A 24,308-nucleotide genomic window follows, 5' to 3' on the forward strand; every position below is an offset into this window, starting at 1 on the left:
ACTTATCTCAGCTTCAAAGTGGCCAGACCGATCAACACCAGGATGACCGAGATAATCCAGAAACGCACGATGATACGCGGCTCCGGCCAACCTTTTAATTCGTAATGATGGTGAATCGGTGCCATCAAAAACACCCGCTTTTTGCGGGTTTTGAACGAGGCGACCTGGATAATCACCGAGATGGTTTCCATCACGAAAATACCGCCCATGATCACCAGTACGATCTCTTGTCTCACCAGTACCGCGACGATACCCAGCGCAGCACCCAGCGCCAGTGCGCCGACATCGCCCATGAACACCATGGCGGGATAGGTGTTAAACCACAAAAAGCCCAAGCCGGAACCGACCAGGGCCGCGCAAAACACTACGAGTTCGCCGGCTTTGGGGATATGCGGGATGGCCAGGTATTGCGAGAAATTAACGTGTCCGGATAAATAGGCAAAAATTGCCAATGCGGCGGCGATCATCACGGTGGGCATGATGGCCAGACCGTCCAGTCCGTCGGTCAGATTGACCGCATTGCTGGAGCCGACGATAACGAAATAGGTCAGCACCACATAGCCCCAGCCTATATCCAGGGTGATATTTTTGAAAAACGGCACGATGAACTGGGTTTCCGCCGCTACTTGAGCGGTGTTGTACAAATATAAGGCGGCGCCCAGGGCCACCACCGATTGCCAGAAGTATTTGGCGCGGGCGGATAATCCGTCGCTATTGCCAAGCAGCACTTTTTTATAGTCGTCGACAAAGCCGATTACGCCATGGGTCAATGTTACTAACAACACCACCCAGATATAACGATTGCTCAGATCGGCGCAGAGCAGGGTGCTGATTGCAACCGCGAACAAAATCATCGCGCCGCCCATGGTTGGCGTGCCCGATTTGGAAAAATGGCTTTGCGGACCGTCGTCGCGCACGCTTTGACCGATCTTTTTACGCGTCAGTTTTTCGATCATGGCCGGGCCGACCAGCAAGGAAATACTCAGCGCAGTGAGTACGCCCAAAATGGCGCGAAAGGTCAGGTAATGTAGGACCCGGAAGCCGCTGTCGATACTGGTTAAAAAATCCGCGAGAAAAAGTAACATTAGGCTGCTCTGAAATTGTTGACCATCGCCGCCACCACGTTTTCCATTTTCTGGGCGCGCGAGCCTTTAACCAATAGGGTTTCCTTCCCTGTGACGGCTTTTGTCAGGGTGTCTATTAATTGTTCCTGATCGTCGAAAAACTGGCCGCCGTCGCCAAAGGCTTCAACGGCGTGTTTTGCCAATGCGCCGGTGGCGAACAAACGCTGCACCGATTTTGCTTTGATTAATTCGCCCATTTCCCGGTGTATGGCTGGGCTATCCGGGCCGAGCTCGCCAAAGGCGCCCAAGGCCAGCCACGCTTCGCCGCTGCAATCGGTCAGCACGTCCAGCGCGGCTTTCAGCGAGCTGGGGTTGGCGTTATAGGTGTCGTCGATGACGATATTGCCCTTGCTGCCCAGTAAAGGCTGCATACGGCCAGTGACTGGCTGCAGTTGTTCCAAGCCTTGTTTAATGTCAGCCGGGCTTATGCCGAATTGCATGGCTACCGTTGCTGCGGCCAACGCATTTTTTACATTATGGACGCCGGCCAGATGCAATCGAATGGGTAAGGAGCCAGTCGCGGTTTTTAATTCGAAACAGGTGGCAAAGCCTTGGGAATCCAAGGCTGTGTCGATATTTAATGCCGTGACGTCGGCGGTGGTGCTCAAACCAAAGGACACGTGTTTGCGATTGCCCGCCAGAGTCAGCAAGAATTCGTAAAAAGCGTCGTCGCGATTTAATACGGCTACGCCGTCTTTACCCAGGCTTTCGATGATTTCGCCCTTGGTTTTGGCAACACCTTCAATGCTGCCGAAACCTTCGATGTGGGCGGCGCCGATATTGGTGATAACGCTGACGTCGGCTTGTGCGTAGCGGCTGGTATAGGCAATTTCGCCTGGGTGGTTGGCGCCCATTTCAATGACTGCGTAGCGATGAGAGTCATCCAGCTTCAACAGCGTCAGCGGTACGCCGATGTCGTTGTTCAGATTGCCTTGCGTCGAAAGCGTGTGGCCTTGGGTAGCGAAAATCGCCGCAATCATTTCCTTGACGGTGGTTTTGCCGTTGCTGCCGGTGACGCCGGCTACTTTGACTGGCAAGGTTTTACGCCAGTATCCAGCCAGTTCCGCCAACGCCAGATGGGTGTCGGCGACGATGATTTGCGGTAAAGCGGATGGTGCGGCTCGTTCGAGCAGGAGTGCTTCGGCGCCGGCTTGCTCGGCTTTATCGATAAAGCTGTGACCGTCGAAATTCTTGCCGTTTATTGCGATGTACAGCGCGCCGGGCTGTAAGGTGCGGGTATCGATACTGACGGCAGGGATTTCTCTGTCTTCGCCGATCAGCTTGCTGTTGACGGCTTGGGCAATCTCGCTAAGTTGCAGTTTCATGGTTTGCTCCACGCAGCTAGTGCCTGTTCGACCACGCGTCGATCGCTGAACGGCTGTTTTACACCGTTGATCTCTTGGTAGTTTTCGTGGCCCTTGCCGGCTATCACCACGCAATCCTCTGGGTCTGCTTGTCGTATCACTGTGTTTATGGCCGTGGCTCTATCGTTAATTACCGTTATTTTTTGGCTTTGGCAGCCGCTCAAAATGTCTTTAATAATCGTTGTAGGTGCTTCGCTGCGCGGATTGTCGTCGGTGACGATGACTTGATCCGCCCAGGTTTCGGCAATCCGGCCCATTTCCGGGCGCTTGCCCTTGTCGCGGTCGCCGCCGCAGCCAAATACGACTCGCAGTCGGTTCGCGGCCTTCACTGCTTTCAGCACTTTTTCCAGTGCGTCCGGGCTATGTGCATAGTCCACCAATACCGTGGGTTTGCCGTTGCCACCGAATTTTTCCATGCGGCCGGCAATAGCGTTTAATTTGGCCAATTGCGCGATCACCGCGTCGAATTCGCTGCCGCTTGCCAGTAGTACGCAAAGCACGGCTAGCACGTTATCAAGATTAAAGCTGCCGACCAGCGAAGTCTTTGCCCTGCGTCTTTGCTCACGCCATATCACGTCGAATTCGATGCCGGTGGCGCTGTGTTTTACCTGTTCGGCGCTTACGGCTTCCTTAGCAGTCCCGCGCATTCCATTCGTGCTGTAGGTCCAGCACTGCACTGAGTCCGGCAGATTCTGCAATACCTCGGCGCTGCTGGCATCGTCCAGATTGACCACCGCGAATTGCAGGCCCGGCGTTTTAAATAACGTCAGTTTGGCTTGCAGGTATTCCGCCATGCTGCCGTGATAATCCAAATGGTCGCGACTCAAATTAGTGAAGACCGCGCCTTTGAAGCGCACCCCGTTAACTCGGCCTTGATGCAATCCGTGCGAGGACACTTCCATGGTCGCGTTACGCTTATTCTGTTTTACAAATTCGCTCAGCATCTGCTGCACGGCCAACGCGTCCGGCGTGGTGTTTGCGGTCGGCTGCAAGCTGCCAACATCACCCCAGCCCATGGTGCCTATCACGCCGCAAGCCGGCAAAGCCTGCGCGATTAACTGGCTACAGGTGGTCTTGCCATTGGTGCCTGTCACACCAATCACATCCAAAATTTCCGATGGATTGCCGTAAAATCTTGCGGCGATTTCGCCCAGTTTTTGCGCCAAATCAGCAATTGCCAGGCTTGGTATTTTCAAGGCGCTAACCGTCTGCATATCCGCGCCGCTTGGATCGTATATTACTGCTATTGCACCGTTGGCAACTGCCTGTTTTGCATGAGCAATCCCATGCTGGACTGCCCCGTTCAACGCAATAAACGCGTCGCCGATTTGGATGTTTCGACTGTCCAAGCACAAGCCGCTAATCTCCAAATCCGCTGGATTTATTGTCAGTCCGTCCAGCAATTCGGCCAGTTTCATTGTTTGCTCAACAATAGATGCATGTTGTCCATGCCGTCCGGCTCAACGCCGTAAACGCGCAATGCACCCGCCATCACTTTCGAGAATGCCGGTGCCGCTACCAAGCCGCCGTAATATTGGCCGGTGGTGGGCTCGTCCACCACAATCGCAATAATGAAGCGCGGATTACTGGCCGGGGCCATGCCTACGAACACCGATAAATATTTGTCTTCGCTGTAACCGCCTGCTCCAGCCTTTTTCACCGTACCGGTTTTACCGGCTACCCGGTAACCTTCGACTCTGGCCTGGTATGCCGTGCCTTCCTTACCGATGACGTGTTCCAGCATTTCCCGGACCTTTCTTGCCGTCTCGGGTTTAAAAATCCGTTGTGCGTCGGGATCTTCATCGCGCTTTAATAAGGCGACGGAATGAATGATGCCGTCGTCTGCCAAAGCGGTATAGGCTCTGGCTAATTGTAAAATCGAGGTGGAAACCCCGTAACCGAACGATAAAATCGCCTGGTCAAATTCGTGCCAGCCTTGGTAGTCCAGTAAGGAGCCACTAGCTTCTCCCGGAAAACCCACGCCGGCGGAGGTGCCGAACCCCAGTCTGCTGTATACGCCCCAAAAATATTCCGGCGGCATGGTCATCGCGATTTGCGTGACCCCGATATTGCTGGATTTTTGCAGCACGTGCGTTAAATCCATCGTGCCATAGTTATGTACGTCTTTAACCACGTTGCGGCCCAGATGATAGACGCCATGGGTTTCTATCATTACGTTGGGCTTTATATAGCCACCATCCAGCGCCGCAGCCACCACGAAGGGTTTAACCGTCGAACCGGGTTCGAAACTGTCCACCATGGCCCGGTTGCGATAGCGGTTGCTGCTCAATTCTCTACGGTTGTTGGGATTGAAAGCCGGCTGGCTGACAGTCGCTAATACATCGCCGTTTTTGGCATCCAACACCACTAGGGATGCCGAATGCGCTTTGTTTTGGATCATCGCATTCTGCAATTCCCGGTAAGCCAGGTATTGCAGGCGTTCGTCGATAGTCAACACCAGATCGCGACCCGGTATGGCTTCTTCAATATTTTCTACGTCCTTGATGATTTGGCCCTTGCCGTCCTTGATGACGCGCTTTTTGCCGGGCTGGCCGCGCAGAATATGTTCGTAGCCGTGTTCGATGCCTTCCTGGCCGATGTCGTCTATGTTGGTGAAGCCAAGTAAATGGCCCGATACCGCGCCGGCCGGGTAGTAACGCTTAAACTCCCGTTCGAAGTACACGCCGGTAATTTCCAGGGCTTTAACCTTTTCGGCTATATCCGGGTTGATCTGTCTGCGCAAATACACGAAACGCTTGTTGGCGTCTTTTTCCTTTTTTAACAGCGAGCGGAGCTCCTTTTCCGGAAAGCCGAGGATTTTCGCCATCGGCGCCAATTTGTCCTGTTCCGCATCTCGCAGTTGGCGAGGATTGACCCAAATCGATTGCACCGGGGTACTGATCGCCAAGGGTTCGCCATTCCTATCTTTAATCTGCCCACGATATGCTGATACCGACACTACGCCGACATGTTGCATATCGCCTTTGTCTTGCAGGAAATCTTTGTCGAGAATTTGCAGGTACACCGCGCGGCCCACCAAGGCCAGCATGGCCAGCAGCATCACCGAAAGCAGCAATCTGCGCCGGATCACAAAATCTGTATTTTGGCGCGGTATCGTGCCCGCGCCGGTGGCAATTCGCATTTACGGCTTTATATAGATAATTTTGTCTTGGGCTGGCAAAGTCAGCATCAGCCGTGTTCTTGCTTCGATTTCAACCCTGTTTTCTTCGGTCAGCGTAGTCAATTCGAGTTGTAGCCGACCCCATTCCACTTCGTAATCGTCGAGTTCTTTTTCTTTTTTCTGAATGTCTATGAATAGCAGACGCGATTGGTATTTACTGTAAATCACGGCGATTCCCGAGACCATCAGCATCGCCACCAGTAATGTCAGCAGGATATTTCTCGCAATCGCCATCAGCGCTTCTCCCCAACTCGCATCACCGCGCTACGTGCGCGTGGATTCTGTTGCAACTCCTGTTGTTGTGCCCGTATCGACTTTCCTATTTTGCGTAACTGGCCTTGTTCGATGTCTTGCTCTTTAATCGGCAGCTTGCCCGGATTGGTTTTTGGGCCGGATTGGTCACGAATGAAGCGTTTGACGATGCGATCTTCCAAAGAGTGGAAGGCGATCACGACTAAACGCCCATCCGGTGCCAATACGTCCACGGCTTGTTTCAATCCGGTTTTAATCTGTTCGAGTTCTTGGTTAATCTCTATCCTGATCGCCTGGAAGCTGCGGGTTGCAGGATGTTTGTGCTTATCGCGAAACGGCACACTGTTTTCGATCAATTTTGCCAATTGCAAAGTGGTCTGCAGCGGTTGCTGTTGGCGTTGGGTGACAACAGCATTGGCAATTCTTCTGGCAAAGCGCTCTTCGCCGTATTCAAACAGCACGCGAACCAATTCTTTTTCGTCGACTCCGGCTAAATAGACTTCAGCCGACAGGCCATGATTGCTGTCCATGCGCATGTCCAAAGGGCCGTCGCGCAAAAAACTGAAACCGCGTTCCGCATTGTCAAGCTGCGGGGACGATACGCCCAAATCCATCAGTATGCCGTCAACTTTGCCGGTATAACCGTGCTGTTCGATAGCGGTACTCAGCTCCGCAAAGCTGGCGTGATGCAAACTAAAGCGGCTGTCGATCATTAGATGCTTGGCTTCGTCACTAGAAATGGCGTCCATGTCTCTGTCAAGTGCCAACAATCTGCCGGAATCATTCAGTAACTTTAGGATGCCGCGGCTATGTCCGCCGCGCCCGAAAGTGCAGTCCAGGTAAATGCCGTCGGGTTTTATGTTAAGTTGCTGTAAAGCTTCTTCATACAAAACCGTTTGATGGGTGGTCATCTCCTTCAAAACGACAGCGAGCCAAGTTCCTCAAGGCCCTCGGTGTCGTTACCGTCCATCCATTCCCGTTCCTTGGCCTTCCAGGCGGCTTCGTTCCATATTTCAAATTTATTCAGTTGTCCCACCAGCATGATGTGTTTTTCCATGCCGGCAAATTCTCTGAGAGGCTCCGGTAACAGCAGACGACCCTGGCTGTCCATTTCGCATTCCGAGGCGTTGCCGATCACAAAACGCCGCAGTTTGCCGGCCATTTTGTTTAAAGTGGGCAATTTACTGATGGTCTGTTCGAGCTTTTCCCATTCTGGTAATGGATATAACCAAAGGCACCCCTGCTCGCCGACGCACTTGTCGTCAACAGCAACAGTCACAACCATTTGGCGGTCGCAGGATTCCTGTAACTCCTCCCGATAACGGGTAGGAATCGCAATGCGCCCTTTCGCATCCAAACTGATTGCACTTATGCCTCGAAACAAGATGAACCTCAAAAATTCCAAAAAAATCCATTTCTAACCACTTTACATCACTTTTGCACCACTATAGTTTTCAAAAGGTGCTTAGTCAAGAGGCATTTAGATTAAATTCTTTCTTTTTCTACAAGGACTTACGCAGGGTTGAGGTATGTTGAGTGGTAGAGGGGAATGTTTTGGTTAAAAATGATTTTTATCAAAAAGTTAATGGCGGCTTTTGATGTGGATTGCAATTATTAAGTGCTAATCCTTACTTTTTGAAGACGATTTGCTGTAAGGGTAGGCTGGATGGTGTGTTGCAAGGTTGGCCTTGCTTAGCAAAAGCTTGATGAGTAGTTGAGTTTAGATGGTGGCTGTAGCGCTATTTGGGTTTATATATGAGCATTTAGATAGAAACTTACAGGGTTTCCGATTTTTGATCTCGCGTCAGCAGATTTTGGACGGCTTGTTTGGGGGGTAGGTGTTCGAAAAGGACTTTGTAGACTTGTTCGGTAATGGGCATTTCGACCCCATGTTTTTGCGATAGCCGGTATGCTTCTTTGGCCGCCGATATGCCTTCTACTTCCTGATTGATTTCGTTTAAAGCGTACTGTTGTTCTTTGCCCTGTCCTAATGCCAGGCCAAAGCGGCGGTTTCTGGATTGATTATCGGTGCACGTCAAAATCAGGTCGCCGAGTCCGGCTAGTCCCATAAAAGTGTCAGCTTGGCCGCCAAGCTTGATGCCGAGTCGCATAATTTCGGTCAGGCCGCGCGTGATCAGTGCTGCTCGGGTATTGGCACCAAAGCCAAGGCCGTCGGCTATGCCGGCGCCGATTGCCAGAACATTTTTGCAAGCTCCGCCCACCTGTACGCCAATAATATCGTTGCTGGTGTAAATTCTGAATCGTTGGTTGTGCAGTCTATCGCTGAGTTGGGCGGCAAAGCTTTCCGAGGTAGAGGCGATGGTTAGCGCAGTCGGCAGGTCGGCGGCGACTTCTTGTGCAAACGTAGGTCCAGAGAGTACGGCGCTTTCGATATTGGCGCCCAATATTTGTGCTGCTACCTCGCTTAGCAATGCGCCGTCTTGGCAATCGAAACCCTTGGTCGCCCAGGCAATTCTCGAGCTTTCGCTGAGCATTGGCCTGATTTGCGCCATGGTGCCTCTAAAGGCGTGGCTGGGGACCGAAATAAGCAGCACCGGGCTGAAAGTCACGACCTCCCTAAGGTTGTCGGTGAATTGCAGATTTTTGGGAAAATAGACGCCCGGCAAGTAACGGTTGTTTTCGCCGGTTTGCTTTAGCGCTGCTATATGTTTGGGATTATGGCCCCACAAAAGGGTGTCGCAGCCATTTCTGGCTGCCTGTACCGCTAAAGCCGTTCCCCAAGAACCGGCACCAAGAATGCTGATTGATGGTGGCATCCAGCTTAATTTAGCGTTTTTGCGTCTGGTTCCTGTTGGGCTTGGGCTTGTTGCAGGTGCTGCATATACAACGCGTCGAAATTGACCGGTGCCAAGATTAATTGCGGAAAGCCGCCTTTGTTGACAAGGTCGGAAATTACTTCTCTCGCATAGGGGAACAGGACGTTTGGGCAAAAGCTGCCTAGCATGGGTCCCATCTCTTGTTCGGTGAAACCGGCAATCGAAAAAATACCGGATTGGTTTACTTCGACCAGATATGCCGTGTTATCGGCAATCTTTACGGTGACCGTTAATGTCAGGGACACTTCGTACATCGAGTTTTCGATGGGTTGAACGTGCGTGCCGAGATTAAGATCCAGCGCGGGCTCCCATTTTTGGGTGAATATCTTTGGAGCGTTGGGTGTTTCAAAAGAAATGTCTTTGGTATAGATCTTTTGAATAGCGAACTGTTTTTCGCTGGATGCGTCGATTTCGGCCATGATGTTTGCTGTTGGGGGTTGGTTGATTAAACTTTAGTTTTTACTGCTGACTTTGATGGGGAGTTTGTTATCTTCCCAGGATTGCATGCCGCCAGTCATATTAAATACGTTCTCAAATCCGCTTTTGGTAAGCGTTTTACATGCGGCTACCGAGCGGGCGCCGGTCTGACAGGTAACGATCACCGGATGGGTTTTGTGTTTTTCCAGCGAGCCAATTTGTTCTTCCACTTTGCTTAACGGGATGTTGATTGCATTCTCGATATGGCTTTTGATGAATTCGTTGGTTTCTCTGACGTCGAGCACCACGACATCGTCGCTGTTCATTTTGGTTACGGCGATCAATGGAGAAATGCTTTCGTACTTATTAAATGAGTTCGCGAACAAGTCCTGGATTAGCAGGAAGATAACGCATACCAGCGAGAATGCTAGCAAATAGTGATTGGTGGCAAATTCTATGTATTGGTCCATTGCGGTGGTTTATTTTAGTAGTTATGGAATGCTGTTTAAGTGCCGCAAAAAACGCTGCGCATCATTTGGATCAGATGTATTACGCGTTCGTCGTCGATGAAGTAGTAAACCCTATTGGCTTCTTTTTTGTAGTCAAGAATCCCTTTATCTCGCAGTATCGCCAGATGCTGGGAAATATTGCTTTGACTCGTGCCAACTTGCTCAACGATGTCTTGCACGCTGATCGAGTTATTACCGAGCACGCACAGGATTTTTAGGCGCAGTGGATGGGACATCGCTTTCAAACAGCGCGCGGCCCGATTAATATCGGTGTCGTCGTAAAGGATGGTATCGTTTTTGTCTTCCATTTAATAACGATGATCTTGGCAAAAGTTAAGGGCGGTGAGCGAACAATGGCACTTTTCGAACTATGACGGCATCCTTGTGCTGGTATAATGCCTCTACGGTGTAAGTGGGTTTAATTGCTTGCGCTGGTGCAATACAAAGGAGAGCAAATCTAACAGAGTGGGCTTTATTGTTCAATACCCTCCGCTAGCGGCTTCGGAAAAATAGCTGGGAGTTTGGCGAGTCAGCTCATTTAACAAGCTTAAATTTTACCTAGTAAAAACCTGCAAAACTAATGTTTGGAGTTTATAACAAGTGGCGAACCTATCAAAACCGTTATTGCTGCTGAGTCTCGATGGTTTAGGTGTCAGAGCGGAAGATGCTGATAATGCTATGACGTTGAGCGAAATCAGGAAGATTGGCTGGGCGGGAATGGCAGGACGGTCGTCGTTGGTTGCCTAGTCGATGCAAGTTGATAGTTACTTTTTGTTTGCTTGTCTGGCGATTGGTTGGGCTTTACCCGTTAAGGGCGATACCGAAAAGGCCCGTAGATTGGTCGAGGTGCAATCGCAAATTCAGCAAGTGGGCGATGATGTTAAAAGTCTGGCAGTTGAAAAATCTCGATTGTTAGAGCAGTTGCAAAAGTTGGAGCGACAATACGGAGAGCTTGCGAATGGTCTGCGAGCTATCAAAGCCGAAATCAAGCAACAAGAGCAGGCGCTGCAGGACGTTCGTAATAAGAGCGTTGCCACTCAAAAAGACATGCGTAGCCAGGAGAAGGAGCTGGAGGGGCTGATCAAGGCGATTTATGCGATGGGCGGCGATAAGGAGGGATTGAAGGTTATTCTGAATCAACACAATCCGGCTGTATCAAGCCGGATGCTGGTTTACTACGACTACGTTAGCAAGGCCCGATTACAAAAACTTGAGGCCATGGCTGAAGATTTCAAGGTTTTGCGGCAGTTGGAGGCGCAAAAAGACACAGAAACCCAGCTATTGCAGGTGTCGCTCGAAAAGAAACAACAAGAAACCGAGGTGATGCAGACGCTGAGAAAGCAGCGAGAAGTCTTGCTTGCCAGCATTGAGCAAGACTATGCATCGAAAAGCGTTCAGATGGCTGGTTTGATGCATGACGAGAAAAAATTGCAGGCCTTGGTAGCATCATTACAGAAAACTGATGATAATGAAGCTCACGAACCCACGGTTGAACCGGAGCTCGTGCTTGAAAAGCACGAAAAACCTGCGGAGCAACCCGAGCCACCTAAAAAAACCGAAGTGAATCTGGTTCGCGAGCCCGCGGGCCTCTCTTTTGCCGAGTTGCAAGGAAAACTGCCTTGGCCGGTGCAAGGTGCAATAACTGATCGTTTTGGCAGTCGCCGTTACGAGACAACCTGGGATGGTGTGGTGATTAGTGCCCGCGAAGGTGCCGATATTCATGCCGTTACTGCTGGGAGAGTTGTTTATGCCGATTGGTTGCGAGGTTATGGTTTGATGATAATTGTCGATCACGGTAAAGGTTATATGAGTTTGTATGCATTCAATCAAAGTTTGCATAAAAACGTGGGAGAGCATGTTAGGGCTGGCGAGACACTGGCTTCGGTTGGGCGTAGCGGTGGGCGTGCGGATGCAGCGTTGTACTTTGGCATAAGGAAAAAAGGTCGGCCCATTAATCCCGAGCAATGGTGCCGCAAACCGGCCAAGGGTTAATCATTTACAGGAACAGGTTGTTGGAGTTTTAAAACACATGCTAAAAAACAGAAATATTTTGATTTTATTGGTCGGTTTTATTTTAGGTGCGACACTGAGTTTGTGTAGCAGTGTCCTGGCGGAAAAGGAAACGCCTGTTCCGAGCAAGGCGGATGATTTACAGGCCTTGCCTTTCGATGAATTACGGACATTTACCGAGATATTCGGGCGTATCAAACAGGATTATGTCGAGCCTGTATCCGACAAAAAACTGTTGGAAGATGCGATCCGCGGTATGTTGTCCGGTCTTGATCCGCACTCGGCTTATCTGGCTAGCGAAGAATATAAAGAGTTGCAAGAAGGCACCACTGGCCAATTTGGCGGCTTGGGTATTGAAGTGGGCATGGAAAACGGTTTCGTAAAAGTCGTTTCTCCGATCGACGATACACCTGCGCAACGTGCTGGCATTAAGGCGGGCGATTTAATCGTGCGACTGGACGACAAGCCGGTTAAAGGCATGACACTGGCCGACGCAGTAAAAATTATGCGTGGTGAACCAGGTAGTGACATCGTATTGACCGTTGTTCGCGAAGGTGAAGAAGCGCCGCTGAAATTTACATTGACCCGTGACATCATCAAAGTCAAAAGCGTTAAAAACAAGCTGCTGGAAAAAAATTACGGTTACTTGAGAATCAGTAGCTTTCAATCGGGTACTGGCCAGGGCTTGTTGGATGCAGTTGACGAACTAAAAAAAGAAAACGAAGGCCCGCTGAAAGGGGTCGTGTTGGATTTGCGTAATAACCCTGGCGGTGTTTTGAATGCTGCTGTCGATGTTAGCGATGCGTTTATCGAGTCCGGTTTGATCGTTTATACCGAAGGCAGAATCAAAAACTCAGAAATGCGTTTTAGTGCAACGCCAGACGATGTGATTAACGGCGCGCCGATTGTGGTGTTGATCAATGGCGGTTCGGCGTCGGCATCGGAAATTGTTGCCGGTGCGCTGCAGGATCACAAGCGCGCCATCATTATGGGTGAGAAGTCTTTTGGGAAGGGCTCCGTGCAAACTATTCTGCCAACCAGCAATGGTGCGGCGGTCAAGCTAACTACGGCGCGTTACTTTACGCCTTCCGGTCGCTCCATTCAGGCGCAGGGCATAGAGCCTGATGTGACTTTGGCAAGAGTGAAGTTGGAGTCGCTGGATAAGGCTAAAATCGAATCGATTAAAGAAGCTGATTTGACGCATCACTTGACTAACGGTAATGCCAAGCCGGAGAAAAAATCCGAAGATGAGGATAAAGACGATGCGAAAGATCAGCCTGAAAAGGGTGATGCCGCTGAATCTTCAGAAGCGGAAATTCGCGATTACCCTTTGCATGAGGCGTTAAATCTGCTGAAAGGCATCAGCATTATCAGAAAGTAGTTCCCTAAGTATTAGGCAAAGAAAAACCCGCTTGACGATAGCCGTCAAGCGGGTTTTTTATGTGTTTAATGTTTGTAATTATCGGGGGTTCAAGAAAAACCGGCTGTTTTGTCTCAGTTTGTCGATGCCTGATAGCGTACCGAAAAATTGTTCATGGCTGCGAGTGCTTCTTGGATATGGTTTGGGTCGGCAAACTCAAACGCATTAACGCCTACTCGTGCCAAATAAAATACTTGGTCGGGCAGATAATCGCCAACAGCTCTGATTTCTCCTAGATAACCGTCGCGGCTACGTAGCAAACGTGCTTGCGAAAAAAGTCTGCCATCGCCGAATATCGGAAAATTAAGCTCTATTACGCCAACTTTTGCCAGGTCGCCGGCGAGAAGTTCAATTTGCTCGCTGGGGTTTATGCGTACGCCAGTTTTACCAGGGCGTTTGAGTAATTGTTCTTTGTCTGCCAGCCAGCGTGCCAATGTGACTGTAATATCGCCGTTTTCCGGTAGCGGACTGTCGTCGGCAATAAAAGTCCAAGTATTGTCTACCAACTGTCTATCTTTAATGATTTGCATAAACTCTTTCTTTAAATGGTTCCAGGCCAACGCGTTTGACGGTCTCTAAGAATGCTTCGTCTTCAAGGCGTTGCTTGACGTAAACGTCTAATATCGTTGTTATGGTGGCGGTGATTTGGCTTTTGGGAATCGATGGGCCTAGGCGCTCGCCTATCGCTGCTTCGTTTTCCGAAGAGCCGCCCAAGGTGATTTGATACCATTCCTCACCATGTTTATCGACGCCGAGAATGCCGATATGACCGACGCTTTGATGAGCGCAGCCGTTCATGCACCCGGACATATTGATTTTGATGTCGCCGATGCCGTGAATGTAATCCAGGTCATCGAGAGCTTCGTTAATCTCTTTAGCGACGCCGATCGAGCCGGCGTTGGCCAGTGAGCAAAAATCCAGACCGGGGCAGCAAATCATGTCGGTGACGGTGCCGATGTTGGGCGTAGCCAATTTGATGGCGTTTAGTTGTTGCCATACTGTAAACAGATCCGCTTGTTTTACATCGGCCAAGACCAGGTTTTGCCGATGCGTACTTCTGATTTCGCCGAAACTATATTGGTCGGCCAAATCGGCGACGGCTTCAAGTTGTTCCGCGGTCATATCGCCAGGCGGTGAATCGGGCGCTTTCAAAGAAACATAAACGCCGCGATAGCCAGAAACTTTGTGCTCAACCGTATTGTATTTAACCCACTTTGCAAAAGCGGAATTGTCGGCTAAATGGGCGTCTAAAGAGCCATCGTTGCTAGCGGTAACGTCGTAAGCCGGTGGTGCGAACTGGGCTTTGATCTCGTCGATGCGCTCATGACTCAGCAGCATGTCATTCTTAATTCGTAGCCATTCCTTTTCGACCATGGCGGTGAATTTCTCCAGGCCGGTTTCCTTGACCAAGATTTTGATACGCGCTTTATATTTGTTGTCGCGTCTGCCGAATAGGTTGTAGACCCGCAAAATCGCTTCCAAATAAGACAGCAAATGTTGCTTTTCCAGGAAAGGCCTAACCGTTTGACCAATGACGGGCGTCCTGCCCAAGCCGCCGCCGGCCAGGATTCTAAAGCCGATTTCGCCGGCTTCGTTTTTTACCAAATACACGCCAATGTCATGGAATTGCGCGGCCACGCGGTCATGCGTAGCGCCGCTGACGGCAATTTTGAATTTGCGCGGTAAAAACGCAAATTCAGGATGCAATGTTGTCCATTGCCGAATGATCTCGCAATACGGGCGCGGATCTTCGATTTCATCTTTGCAAATACCGGCCAAATGGTCTGAGGACGTATTTCTCAGGCAGTTACCGCTAGTTTGAATCGCATGCATTTGCACCGTTGCTAGTTCTGCGAGCAGGTCAGGCACTCGGCCAAGTTCCGGCCAGTTGTATTGCACATTTTGGCGGGTTGTGAAGTGGCAGTAGCCATGGTCGTAGTCTCGAGCAACCGAAGCCAGTTTTCGTAATTGCTTGGAAGAGAGCAGGCCGTAAGGTACTGCGACTCTGAGCATGGGGGCGTGCGTTTGTACGTACAAACCATTCATTAGGCGCAAGGCTCTGAACTGGTCCGGGCCGAGTTCGCCGTTTAAAAAACGTTGGGTTTGTCCGCGAAACTCGTTAACGCGCTCTTCTATAAGTGTTTGATCTTGCTTGTTATATTGATACATTTAAGGGCGATGTTTGGTTTACATACTATTTTGCTAGGTATCTGAATAATATACTGGCCGGGATTAAATGACAAAGAATATTGTATGGTGATAACATGCCCGGTTAGTTTTTTCCGCTTTCAATAATGACTAAAACATAGAGGATAAAGGGGGCTATCTTGTTGCGCTTACTGTTAATTTTGGCCGGCTTGCTGTTTTTGCCGGAAATCGCCATGGCTGAAGAGTTTCATAATCTCGGCTTAACCGGAACCGAGCGGGGCATTTATACCGTTCTGATCTTTTTGGTGGCCTATGGTTTCGTGATGGCAGAAGAATTTACGCATTTGCGTAAATCCAAGCCGGTCATTTTTGCTGCCGCCGTGATTTGGGGGCATGTGGCAATATTGGCTCAGGAAGCCGGTGTGTCGGGTGAAGAACTACACAAAGCTTTTGAACATGACTTAAAAGAATATGCCGAATTGATGCTGTTTTTGCTGGTGGCCATGACATACATCAATACCATGGCCGAGCGGAATGTGTTTGAAGCCCTGCGTTCATGGTTGATCAGAAAGCAGTTTGGTTACAAGCAGCTGTTTTGGATTACCGGAATTATTACATTCTTCCTCTCCGCAGTTGCGGATAATCTAACTTCTGCATTGTTGGTGGGTGCGGTGGTGATGGCAGTTGGCGCGGACAATGAAAAATTTGTGTCGGTCGGTTTTGTTAACTTGGTGATCGCGGCCAATGCGGGAGGGGCATTTTGCCCGTTCGGGGACATTACCACACTGATGGTTTGGCAAGCGGGTTATGCTGAATTCTTCGATTTCTTCCGTTTATTTATTCCATCTGTGGTTAACTTTGTGGTTCCTGCTTTCTTCATGGCGCAAGCGGTTCCGAGTGGTCAGCCGTTGGCGACCAATGAGGCTGCGGTGGAGTTGAAGCCAGGCGGTTGGGTGGTTTGCGGTTTGTTTGGCGTGACTATTGGTTTGGCGGTCAGCTTCAAACAATTTCTGCATTTGCCGCCGTTCATGGGCATGATGGCCGGGTTGTCCATTTTGATGTTATTCATATACTACATAAAGATGCGCTTCGCCTCAGCCGATGAGGTGCATCTTGATGTATTTGATCGCGTAAAGGAAGCTGAATGGGATACGTTGCTGTTCTTTTTCGGCGTGGTCTTCGCAGTAGGCGGCTTGGGTTATATTGGCTATCTGGAGTTGTTGTCCGGCGCGATGTACGACGGTCTTGGTCAAACTACGGCTAACATCCTGGTCGGTATCATTTCAGCGGTTGTTGATAACATTCCGGTTATGTTTGCGGTATTGAACATGAATTTGGACATGGATCTGTATCAATGGTTGTTGGTGACATTGACTGCCGGGGTGGGTGGCTCTTTATTCTCGGTGGGTTCTGCGGCGGGCGTGGCTTTGATGGGGCAATCCAATCACAAATACACTTTCTTCAGTCACTTGAAATGGACGCCAGTTATCGCCATAGGCTATGCGGCGAGTATCGTGACTCACTATTTGATCAACGGTTAATTCGTCGATTTTAATAAAACTGCAATAAAAAAGGGAAGGCGCGTGACAAAGACTGTCAATAGTTGGCGTAGCGCTTTCTCTTTCTACAGGCCATGGCGCCGAGTATGATATTTCTCGGCTCCTACTGGCCTTCCCTTCTTGATGATGCCTTTGGTTTTATCGGATTGTCTGGTCGATTAGCAAGTTTATCCGTCCATCATCGGCTCTCTTAGTTTGGTGGGAATAGCTTACTTGTTTAAAGTATTATTCCTGCATAAGCATGCCGACGCTCGGAGCTCCTTCTTTGGCTGACAATCCGTCGCTGGAGCCCCAATCTACCGCGACCGCCCCCTCCGCTCGTCGAAAACGCACCGCGTTGGAGGTGCTGCGTGAGATCAAGCAGCCCAAGGTCGCTGTGATGGTAGCGCTGGGGTTTGCCTCAGGCCTGCCCTTTCTGCTGACGGCCAACACCTTCGGCTACTGGCTGCGGGACTACGGCACTAGCCTTGCCGCCATCGGCTTCATCTCCTGGGTCGGCTTCGCCTACGCTTTCAAGGTGTACTGGTCGCCCCTAGTGGACCGTATCGACGTGCCGCTGCTGGGCCGTCTGGGACGGCGTCGCGGCTGGATACTCCTGTGTCAGATTTTGGTCGCCATCGGGCTGCTGGGCATGGCCACTGTCGGGACGGCAGACGGGTTGGCGGCTATTGGCGCCTTCGCGTTGTTGACGGCCTTCGCGTCAGCTACGCAGGACATCGCCATCGACGCTTGGCGCATCGAATCTGCTTCCGACGCCGACGAAGTTGGGTTGATGACTTCGGCGGCGCAGGTCGGATACCGTGTCGCCCTCATCATTACCGACGCCTTGATCATCGCTGCTGCGGCCCGTGTTGGGTGGGGCATGTCGTACGTTGCCATGGCGGTATTGATGGTGCTCTGCATGATAGCAACTCTGTTCGCGGCTGAACCCGCTCGCGCCGAGGTGGTGTTGCATCAGAGGCTGCCTCTTTGGACTTTGCGCGGCCTCGCCGACGCGATTGCCGGCCCGTTCATCGACTTCTTCGCCAAACACAAGGTGACCGGACTGCTTATGCTGCTGATGGTGGCGCTCTATCGCTTGCCAGACTTCGTGATGGGGCCAATGTACAACCCCTACTATCACGACCTGGGGCTCTCCAAGGACACGGTGGCCTGGGTCCGCGGCTCATTCGGGCTGGTTGCGACCTTTTTCGGGATAGCCGCTGCCGGTCTTAGTGCCCTGCGACTGGGATTTCTACCAACACTGATCGCAGGGCTCGTGCTCGAGGGCTTTGGCACGGCGGCATTCGCCTTGCTCAGTATCAACGCTGGCACGACGGTTTTCGCCGCAGTCATGACACTCGACGCGTTTGCTCAATCCTTTGCTGGCGTTGCCTTGGTAACTTATATGTCGGGCCTGACCAGCCTGGGCTACACCGCCACCCAGTATGCCATGCTGTCCTCAATCTACGCCTTACTCGGCAAGTTCCTGAAAGGATTCTCCGGGATTGCGGTCGAAACTCTAATGCCAATCTACGGGTTGCTCGGAGCCTATGCCAGGGCGTTCGTGGTCACTGGCTTGACCGCGGTACCTCCGCTGCTGCTATTACTGCTGCTTTGGCGCGTGCAGAATTTCAAACGATAGCCCTTGTCTTAATCTATTCTGAGTTCGTTGGTCTACTGGTAGTGATTCTAATGGTGCTGTTGGTGAGGGCAGGGAATGCTGGCGATGGTCTTGCCCGCTGAATTTGCCGCGAAACTCGTTTTGTGTTGCAGATTATCCGTCGAACTCGTATCATAAGCAGTTCTCTATCAAGTATGTAGCCCGGAACGGGTATGTGAGCGCTATGAAACCAGAAATACATCCAGAATATAAACAAATTACTGTAACTTGCGGGTGCGGCAATACTTTTCAAACCGGTTCTGTGCTGGCCTCTGATTTACACATCGAGGTGTGTTCGTCGTGCCATCCGTTTTATACCGGTAAACAGCGCGTCGTTGACACTTCGGGTCGCGTTGATAAATTCCGTAAAAAATTCGGGAAATAAAAATTTTCGAGAAGCTTGATTCGGCCGTCGATCAATTGGCGGCCAGATTCCTCTGAGTTATACACCACCTTCTAAAATAACGCTTCTTCCGCAAACTTTTCTTCCTCTGTGGGCTCTTCCGATTTCGGTGCAGAAGTAGCTGTCGGTACGGTTTCTTCGCTAAAGTACTCCCAAACACCTCCTTTCGCTGCCTGATCTAGCAATAACCCGTCATCCGGATTTATGTACGCTTGGACGATACCGTTCGGCTGAGTTAGTGGTTTTTCCGGGAAGTTTTGTTGCACCGATTTCATGAATTTTATCCACATAGGTAGTGCCACTTTGCCGCCCGTCTCGCCGTGACCAAGTGGCGATGAGTTATCGAATCCTATCCATGCAGAAGCGACTATATCCGAAGCAAAACCGTTAAACCACGCGTCTCTTTGTTCGTTAGTGGTGCCGGTTTTGCCGGCCAAGTCGTTACGACCTAATTGTTTGGCTTGGGTTGCTGTGCCGCGTTGCACAACATCTCGCAGCAAGCTGTTTGCCAGAAAATTGATTTTTGCTGAAATGGATCGCGGTGCTCGGTTTGTCGGCGGTGGGGTCTGGTCGGGACAATCGGCGCATGCTACTGCTGGGTTGGCTTGTAACAACACGTTGCCTTGGTGGTCTTCAATGCGTTCAATGAGATAGGGTTTTACCAAAAAACCGCCATTGGCAAAAACCGCATAGGCCGATGCCATGCGCAACGGCGAAGCATAGCCGCTACCCAAGGCCAGAGACAATGTGCCGGGTAGTTGTTCTTTGTCGAAACCAAAGCGTATGGCCGTATCTATTGCCTGGGATACGCCGATTTCCTGCAGCAAGCGCACGGATACCAGGTTAATCGATTCACGTAATGCAACTCTTAGCGATGTTGGGCCCAGAAAACGGTGGCTATAATTTTCCGGACGCCAATCGTTTTCTTGAGAGGGATCCTCGATCACAATCGGCGCGTCATTAATGATGCTGGCTGCGGTGAAGCCTTTTTCTAATGCGGCTGTGTAAACGATAGGCTTGAATCCCGAGCCCGGCTGACGCTTAGATTGCGTAGCGCGGTTATATTTGCTGTGATAAAAATCAAAGCCACCGCATAGCGCCAGAATCGCGCCATTGTTGGGGTTGATCGCTACAAAAGCAGCTTCAGCCTCTGGAATTTGCGTTAGCGCCCATTCGTCTGTGGCTAATTGTCTAACCCAGATGATGTCGTTTGGTTTAAGAAAAGCTTTGTCGGTGCCAATATTTTTTTCCGGGTAAGGTTTTGCCCATTGAATATTTTTCCAGGCTATGTCGATCTGCGTGTTGTCATAAAGTTTTGCGGTAACCCCACCGTCGGTGAGTGCCGTTATCAGGGCTTGCCTAGCGTCTCCAATAACGTTGCCGCTTAGTTGAATGCCATTTATTTGCGTATTTTTATGAGGGAAGCCGCGATAGCCGTGGCGCTCGTCATATTCGTGCAGCGTTTTTTGTAAAGCATCCTCTGCTGCCAACTGTAATTGACTGGGGATGGTGGTATAAATTTTCAAACCCAAGGTATAGGCTGTTTCGCCGTATTTGGACATGACTTCCTGTCTAACCATTTCCGCGATATATGGTGCCTGTAGCTCGACATTTATTGCTTGAATCTCAGCGTTATCAGCTGCCTGCACCGCTAAATCGTAATCATGCTGATTTATATAATGTAAATCGAGCATCCGGCGTAATACGTAATTTCGCCGCTCTATAGCGCGCTGAGAATTGGTGATCGGGTTATAAATGGATGGCGCTTTTGGCAGGCCGGCAATCATCGCTTGTTGAGCTAGGGATAGCTCGACAATATCTTTACCGTAATAGGTTTGCGCGGCCGCTGCTACGCCATAGGCGCGTTGACCCATATAAATTTTGTTCAAATAAAGATCCATAATCTGATCTTTGGAGTATTGCCGCTCTATTTTCAGGGCTAGGATGATTTCCTTAAGCTTGCGTAAATAGGTCCTTTCGTTACTAAGTAGGAAATTGCGGGCAACTTGCATTGTGATGGTACTGCCGCCTTGTCTCTTCTTGCCGGTGACTGCTAATTGGCTAGCTGCGCGGATTAGGCCTTTGAAATCGACGCCATTGTGTTTATAAAACCGGTCATCTTCTGCCGCTATGAACGCCTTTAATAATTGCGGAGGAACTTGTTCGCTGCTGATCGGGATTCTGCGTTTCTCACCAAATTGAGCGATCAACAGATTATCCTGGCTGTAGATGTTCAATGGCATCTGATATTGAACATGCTGCAACTGGTCTATATCTGGTAGCTCCTTGTCGAGCTCGACAAGGAAAAAGTAACTGGCGATCAGAAATGTACCGATAAATGCAAAAAATAAAAAGGCCAGCCACTTAAAAAGTGTCTTGATCAGGGATTTGGGTTTGGGGGGTTGCTTAATGGGCACTGAAATTCGAACGCACTGCTAAAATACAAATTGCCGGTCAAAATAAACCCTTTTGATATTGGGAACAACCTAAAGTTACTTGTAAAGTGGTTTATCTAAGAGGATGAAAATAAAAAAATCTACTATACTTCAAGGCCATGTGGGTTCTGCATGACCTCGTCTGAGCATGCTTGAGCCAAATTCAATCATATTCGATCTAAAAAGGGTTCATTCATGAGCTGGTTGAGCAGGAATCCGTCGGCTGTGCTGGGTGTGGATATTAGTACAGCTGCGGTTAAATTGTTGGAATTGAGCCGAGTGGGTGCTCGTTACCGGGTAGAAAGCTACTCGGTAGCGCCATTGCCGCAGGATGCCATAGTCGATAAGAACATCACTAATATCGAGCAAATCGGCGCGGTAATAAAAGCGGCGGTTAAGCAATCCGGTACTCGGGCAAAGCAGGCGAGCGTCGCGGTTGCGGGGTCGTCGGTGATGACCAAAATTATTTCGATGCCTGCCTCCTTGTCCGATAGGGACATGGAAGAGCAGATAATGGTGGAGGCGGATCAGTACATTCCGTATTCGTTGGACGAAGTTAATCTCGATTTCGAAGTTCAGGGCGTAACCAAAAATAATCCGGATATGGTCGATGTGTTGTTGGCGGCTTCTCGGCGAGAAAACATTGAGGATCGGGTTGCCGCGCTCGCCTATGCTGGCTTGAAGGCAGTTGTAGTCGATGTGGAAGCGTTTGCGATGGAGAATGCGTTTTCCTTGTTGGCGGATCAGTTGCCGGAAGGAGCAGGCAATATGACTGTCGCAATAGCCGACATTGGCGCAACCATGACCTCTCTGAACATTCTGCATGAGGGTAAAACGGTTTATACCCGAGAACAGGGCTTTGGTGGTAAGCAGCTAACCGAAGAGATTCAGCGCCGCTACGGCCTTTCTTATGAAGAAGCCGGCTTGGCCAAGAAACATGGCGGTTTGCCGGATAATTACGTAACGGATGTGCTGGACCCCTTCAAAAAAGCCATGTTGCAGCAAATCGCCAGATCGTTGCAATTCTTCGTTTCCTCTAGCGCCAATCGCGGCGTCGATGCCTTGGTACTTGCCGGCGGTTGCGCATCAATCGCGGGTTTGGACAAATTGGTGGAACGTGATCTGGGCATCCCGTCTTACATTGCCAATCCGTTCATCAATATGGCGCTGTCTAATCGGGTCAAACCGCAAAGTCTGAGCAACGATACGCCAGCGATGATGATAGCGTGTGGTTTAGCGTTAAGGAGTTTCGATTAATGGCAAGAATTAATTTACTCCCCTGGCGAGAAGAACTGCGCAAAAAAAAGCAGCAGGATTTTGTGGCGGGTATAGGTGCTGGTGTTTTGGTGACAGCACTGATTTTGGTCGTCGTGTTTATGTATATAGAAGGGATTAAAGAGTACCAGGCTCGCAGAAACACCCTCCTGCAAAACGAAATAGCCATCTTGGATAAGCGAATTCAAGAAATCAAAGAAATCGAAGATAAGAAAAACAGGTTATTGACCAAAATTGAAGTGATCCAAAAGCTGCAGGAAAGCCGGCCGGAGGTGGTGCATTTGTTCGACGAATTAGCCAAAACCACGCCGGATGGTATTTATCTGACGAAATTTGCGCAAGTCGGATCGGTTTTGACTTTGGACGGAAAGGCGGAATCGAATGCGCGGGTATCAGCGTATATGCGAGCTATCGATAACTCACCCTGGATGAATACCTCTGTCCTCACCGTAATTAAAGGCGAAGGCAAGAAAGACGGACAGATGAATGACTTCACTCTGACTGCCAAGCAAGGCAAGAAGACCGGTAAGACTCAGCCAGGAGCGGTCAAATGAATTTGTCTGAAATAAATTGGGACATAAATTCGGCCGGCAGCTGGCCGACGCCGCTGAAGATTATCGTAATACTCATTTTTTCGGCATTAACCGCTGCCGCGGGGGTGTACTTTGTTACGGTGCCGCAATTGGACGAATTGGATGTGCTTGAAAAACAAGAAGAGAGTTTGAAAAGTGCGTTTGAAGTTAAGCAGAAAAAGGCTGTAAATCTGCAGGATTACCGCGACCAGCTGGATCAAATCGAAGCGTCGCTAGGTGAGATGCTCAAGCAAATGCCCACCAAGGCCGAAGTGGCTAGTTTGTTGGTTGACATTTCCCAAACCGGATTGGCCAGTGGGCTGGAGTTTAAATTGTTTCAGCCGAGTGTTGAAATTAGTAGAGAGTTTTATTCTGAATTGCCCATTGGCATTCAGGTTGTCGGTAAGTATGAAGAGTTGGGCTTGTTTGTTAGCGGTTTGGCTTCGTTACCCCGGATTGTGACGGTGCATGATGTGGTTATGACGCCGATGGGTAAAGAAGGCAAAGATGGCATGAGTATGAGTGCAACCATAAAAACCTATAATGAGGGCGAAGCGGCGCAAGCTGCTGCTGGACCCGCAGCTAAGAAAAGGAGAGGACAATGAGGCGCGGTCGAGTGAAAGTATTTCCGACCTTGCCGGCATTGAGTTTGCTTTTAGTTGGGATGGCCGGTTGCGGTGGTGACGATGTCAGCGATCTAACCAAATACATTCAAGAAGTAAAAGCACGGCCCAAGGCTGCCATTGAGCCATTGCCTGAAATCAAAGTGGTTGAGTCGTTTATATTCAAACCCGATGGTTTGCGGGACCCTTTTAGGTCCATCGAAAGAAAGGATGATGATAGCAATATCGATGTCTCCGGCATCAACGGTGTTAAGCCCGATATAGAGCGTCGCAAGGAAGAGTTGGAAGCTTATCCGCTGGATAGTCTGCGTATGGTTGGCACTCTGCGCAACGATAAAGGGTATTGGGGCTTAATTAGAGCTAGGGACGGCACAATCCATCGAGTCCAGGTCGGACATCATATGGGGCAAAATTACGGCAAAATTCTGCGTATTCTTGACGACAAAATAGAACTAATGGAAATCGTACCTGATAAGCCGGGCGCTTGGCGCGAACAACAGTCTTCACTGGCATTGGCCGATGAAAAAGGGTTATAGA

The 24,308-nt window shown here is 50.0% G+C and carries 23 protein-coding genes; 9 read left to right on the forward strand and 14 right to left on the reverse strand.

What is annotated here, in order from left to right; translation table 11 throughout:
- Positions 1-2: 2 nt before the first annotated feature.
- From mraY to EBA_RS01045, 11 genes are all read right to left on the reverse strand, one after another.
- Positions 3-1,085, reverse strand: coding sequence for a phospho-N-acetylmuramoyl-pentapeptide-transferase (mraY, locus tag EBA_RS00995; RefSeq protein WP_192372402.1), 1,083 nt, complete (start codon positions 1,083-1,085; stop codon positions 3-5).
- Positions 1,085-2,449, reverse strand: a complete 1,365-nt coding sequence (locus EBA_RS01000; RefSeq protein WP_192372404.1) for a UDP-N-acetylmuramoyl-tripeptide--D-alanyl-D-alanine ligase — start codon at positions 2,447-2,449, stop codon at positions 1,085-1,087. Before EBA_RS01000 ends, mraY begins: the two co-directional genes overlap by 1 nt.
- Positions 2,446-3,906: a UDP-N-acetylmuramoyl-L-alanyl-D-glutamate--2,6-diaminopimelate ligase gene (locus EBA_RS01005; protein WP_192372406.1), complete on the reverse strand. Its 1,461-nt coding sequence runs from the start codon at positions 3,904-3,906 to the stop codon at positions 2,446-2,448. The genes EBA_RS01000 and EBA_RS01005 overlap by 4 nt, the downstream gene beginning before the upstream one ends.
- Positions 3,903-5,630 (reverse strand): peptidoglycan D,D-transpeptidase FtsI family protein, encoded by a 1,728-nt coding sequence (locus tag EBA_RS01010; protein ID WP_192372408.1) that lies wholly within the window; start codon positions 5,628-5,630, stop codon positions 3,903-3,905. Before EBA_RS01010 ends, EBA_RS01005 begins: the two co-directional genes overlap by 4 nt.
- Entirely contained in the window at positions 5,631-5,903 is a 273-nt protein-coding gene (gene ftsL / locus EBA_RS01015; RefSeq protein WP_192372410.1) for a cell division protein FtsL, read from the reverse strand.
- A complete protein-coding gene (rsmH, locus tag EBA_RS01020) occupies positions 5,903-6,832 on the reverse strand; it encodes a 16S rRNA (cytosine(1402)-N(4))-methyltransferase RsmH (RefSeq protein ID WP_192372412.1) in 930 nt (309 codons plus the stop codon). Before rsmH ends, ftsL begins: the two co-directional genes overlap by 1 nt.
- A 5-nt stretch (positions 6,833-6,837) precedes the next feature.
- Positions 6,838-7,305 carry a division/cell wall cluster transcriptional repressor MraZ gene (mraZ, locus tag EBA_RS01025; protein ID WP_192372414.1) on the reverse strand — a complete coding sequence of 156 codons (468 nt, stop codon included), beginning with the start codon at positions 7,303-7,305 and terminating at the stop codon, positions 6,838-6,840.
- 391 nt (positions 7,306-7,696) lie between these two features.
- Positions 7,697-8,698 (reverse strand): NAD(P)H-dependent glycerol-3-phosphate dehydrogenase, encoded by a 1,002-nt coding sequence (locus tag EBA_RS01030; protein WP_192372416.1) that lies wholly within the window; start codon positions 8,696-8,698, stop codon positions 7,697-7,699.
- 5 nt (positions 8,699-8,703) lie between these two features.
- A complete protein-coding gene (gene secB / locus EBA_RS01035; protein ID WP_192372418.1) occupies positions 8,704-9,177 on the reverse strand; it encodes a protein-export chaperone SecB in 474 nt (157 codons plus the stop codon).
- Positions 9,178-9,210: 33 nt separating this feature from the next.
- The gene (locus tag EBA_RS01040) at positions 9,211-9,645 is read right to left on the reverse strand and encodes a rhodanese-like domain-containing protein (protein WP_192372420.1); all 435 of its coding nucleotides are present in this window, start codon (positions 9,643-9,645) and stop codon (positions 9,211-9,213) included.
- A gap of 35 nt (positions 9,646-9,680) precedes the next feature.
- Positions 9,681-9,992 (reverse strand): ArsR/SmtB family transcription factor, encoded by a 312-nt coding sequence (locus EBA_RS01045; protein ID WP_036278096.1) that lies wholly within the window; start codon positions 9,990-9,992, stop codon positions 9,681-9,683.
- 538 nt (positions 9,993-10,530) lie between these two features.
- Between EBA_RS01045 and EBA_RS01050 the strand changes: the two genes are divergently transcribed.
- The gene (locus tag EBA_RS01050; protein WP_229427816.1) at positions 10,531-11,676 is read left to right on the forward strand and encodes a murein hydrolase activator EnvC family protein; all 1,146 of its coding nucleotides are present in this window, start codon (positions 10,531-10,533) and stop codon (positions 11,674-11,676) included.
- Positions 11,677-11,713: 37 nt separating this feature from the next.
- Entirely contained in the window at positions 11,714-13,075 is a 1,362-nt protein-coding gene (locus tag EBA_RS01055; RefSeq protein ID WP_192372425.1) for a S41 family peptidase, read from the forward strand.
- A 113-nt stretch (positions 13,076-13,188) separates the two neighbouring features.
- Here the strand turns inward: EBA_RS01055 and EBA_RS01060 are convergent, their stop codons facing one another.
- On the reverse strand, positions 13,189-13,644 hold the full coding sequence (locus EBA_RS01060) for a DUF934 domain-containing protein (RefSeq protein ID WP_192372427.1): 456 nt from the start codon (positions 13,642-13,644) through the stop codon (positions 13,189-13,191).
- On the reverse strand, positions 13,631-15,283 hold the full coding sequence (locus EBA_RS01065) for a nitrite/sulfite reductase (RefSeq protein ID WP_192372429.1): 1,653 nt from the start codon (positions 15,281-15,283) through the stop codon (positions 13,631-13,633). The genes EBA_RS01060 and EBA_RS01065 overlap by 14 nt, the downstream gene beginning before the upstream one ends.
- A 212-nt stretch (positions 15,284-15,495) precedes the next feature.
- Between EBA_RS01065 and nhaD the strand changes: the two genes are divergently transcribed.
- The 3 genes from nhaD to rpmE all read left to right on the forward strand — a co-directional run bounded on the left by nhaD (position 15,496) and on the right by rpmE (position 18,848).
- Complete coding sequence (gene nhaD, locus EBA_RS01070; RefSeq protein WP_225616432.1) at positions 15,496-16,803, forward strand: sodium:proton antiporter NhaD; 1,308 nt, start codon at positions 15,496-15,498, stop codon at positions 16,801-16,803.
- A 283-nt stretch (positions 16,804-17,086) separates the two neighbouring features.
- Positions 17,087-18,445, forward strand: coding sequence for an AmpG family muropeptide MFS transporter (locus EBA_RS01075; RefSeq protein WP_225615817.1), 1,359 nt, complete (start codon positions 17,087-17,089; stop codon positions 18,443-18,445).
- 202 nt (positions 18,446-18,647) lie between these two features.
- Positions 18,648-18,848 (forward strand): 50S ribosomal protein L31, encoded by a 201-nt coding sequence (rpmE, locus tag EBA_RS01080; protein WP_081607938.1) that lies wholly within the window; start codon positions 18,648-18,650, stop codon positions 18,846-18,848.
- Positions 18,849-18,919: 71 nt separating this feature from the next.
- Here rpmE and EBA_RS01085 read toward each other — a convergent pair whose 3' ends face one another.
- Positions 18,920-21,283, reverse strand: a complete 2,364-nt coding sequence (locus EBA_RS01085; protein WP_192372435.1) for a penicillin-binding protein 1A — start codon at positions 21,281-21,283, stop codon at positions 18,920-18,922.
- Between the two features lie 213 nt (positions 21,284-21,496).
- Here EBA_RS01085 and EBA_RS01090 point away from each other — a divergent pair, with 213 nt between their 5' ends.
- The 4 genes from EBA_RS01090 to EBA_RS01105 are packed head-to-tail and all read left to right on the forward strand — an operon-like array spanning position 21,497 to position 24,307.
- Positions 21,497-22,558 (forward strand): pilus assembly protein PilM, encoded by a 1,062-nt coding sequence (locus tag EBA_RS01090; protein WP_192372437.1) that lies wholly within the window; start codon positions 21,497-21,499, stop codon positions 22,556-22,558.
- Positions 22,558-23,130: a PilN domain-containing protein gene (locus tag EBA_RS01095; protein WP_192372440.1), complete on the forward strand. Its 573-nt coding sequence runs from the start codon at positions 22,558-22,560 to the stop codon at positions 23,128-23,130. Before EBA_RS01090 ends, EBA_RS01095 begins: the two co-directional genes overlap by 1 nt.
- A complete protein-coding gene (locus EBA_RS01100) occupies positions 23,127-23,753 on the forward strand; it encodes a type IV pilus inner membrane component PilO (RefSeq protein ID WP_192372442.1) in 627 nt (208 codons plus the stop codon). The genes EBA_RS01095 and EBA_RS01100 overlap by 4 nt, the downstream gene beginning before the upstream one ends.
- Positions 23,750-24,307: a pilus assembly protein PilP gene (locus tag EBA_RS01105; RefSeq protein ID WP_192372444.1), complete on the forward strand. Its 558-nt coding sequence runs from the start codon at positions 23,750-23,752 to the stop codon at positions 24,305-24,307. Before EBA_RS01100 ends, EBA_RS01105 begins: the two co-directional genes overlap by 4 nt.
- The last annotated feature ends 1 nt before the right edge of the window (position 24,308 follow it).

This window comes from Methylomonas albis (assembly GCF_014850955.1).
GTDB classification, from domain to species: Bacteria; Pseudomonadota; Gammaproteobacteria; order Methylococcales; family Methylomonadaceae; genus Methylomonas; species Methylomonas albis.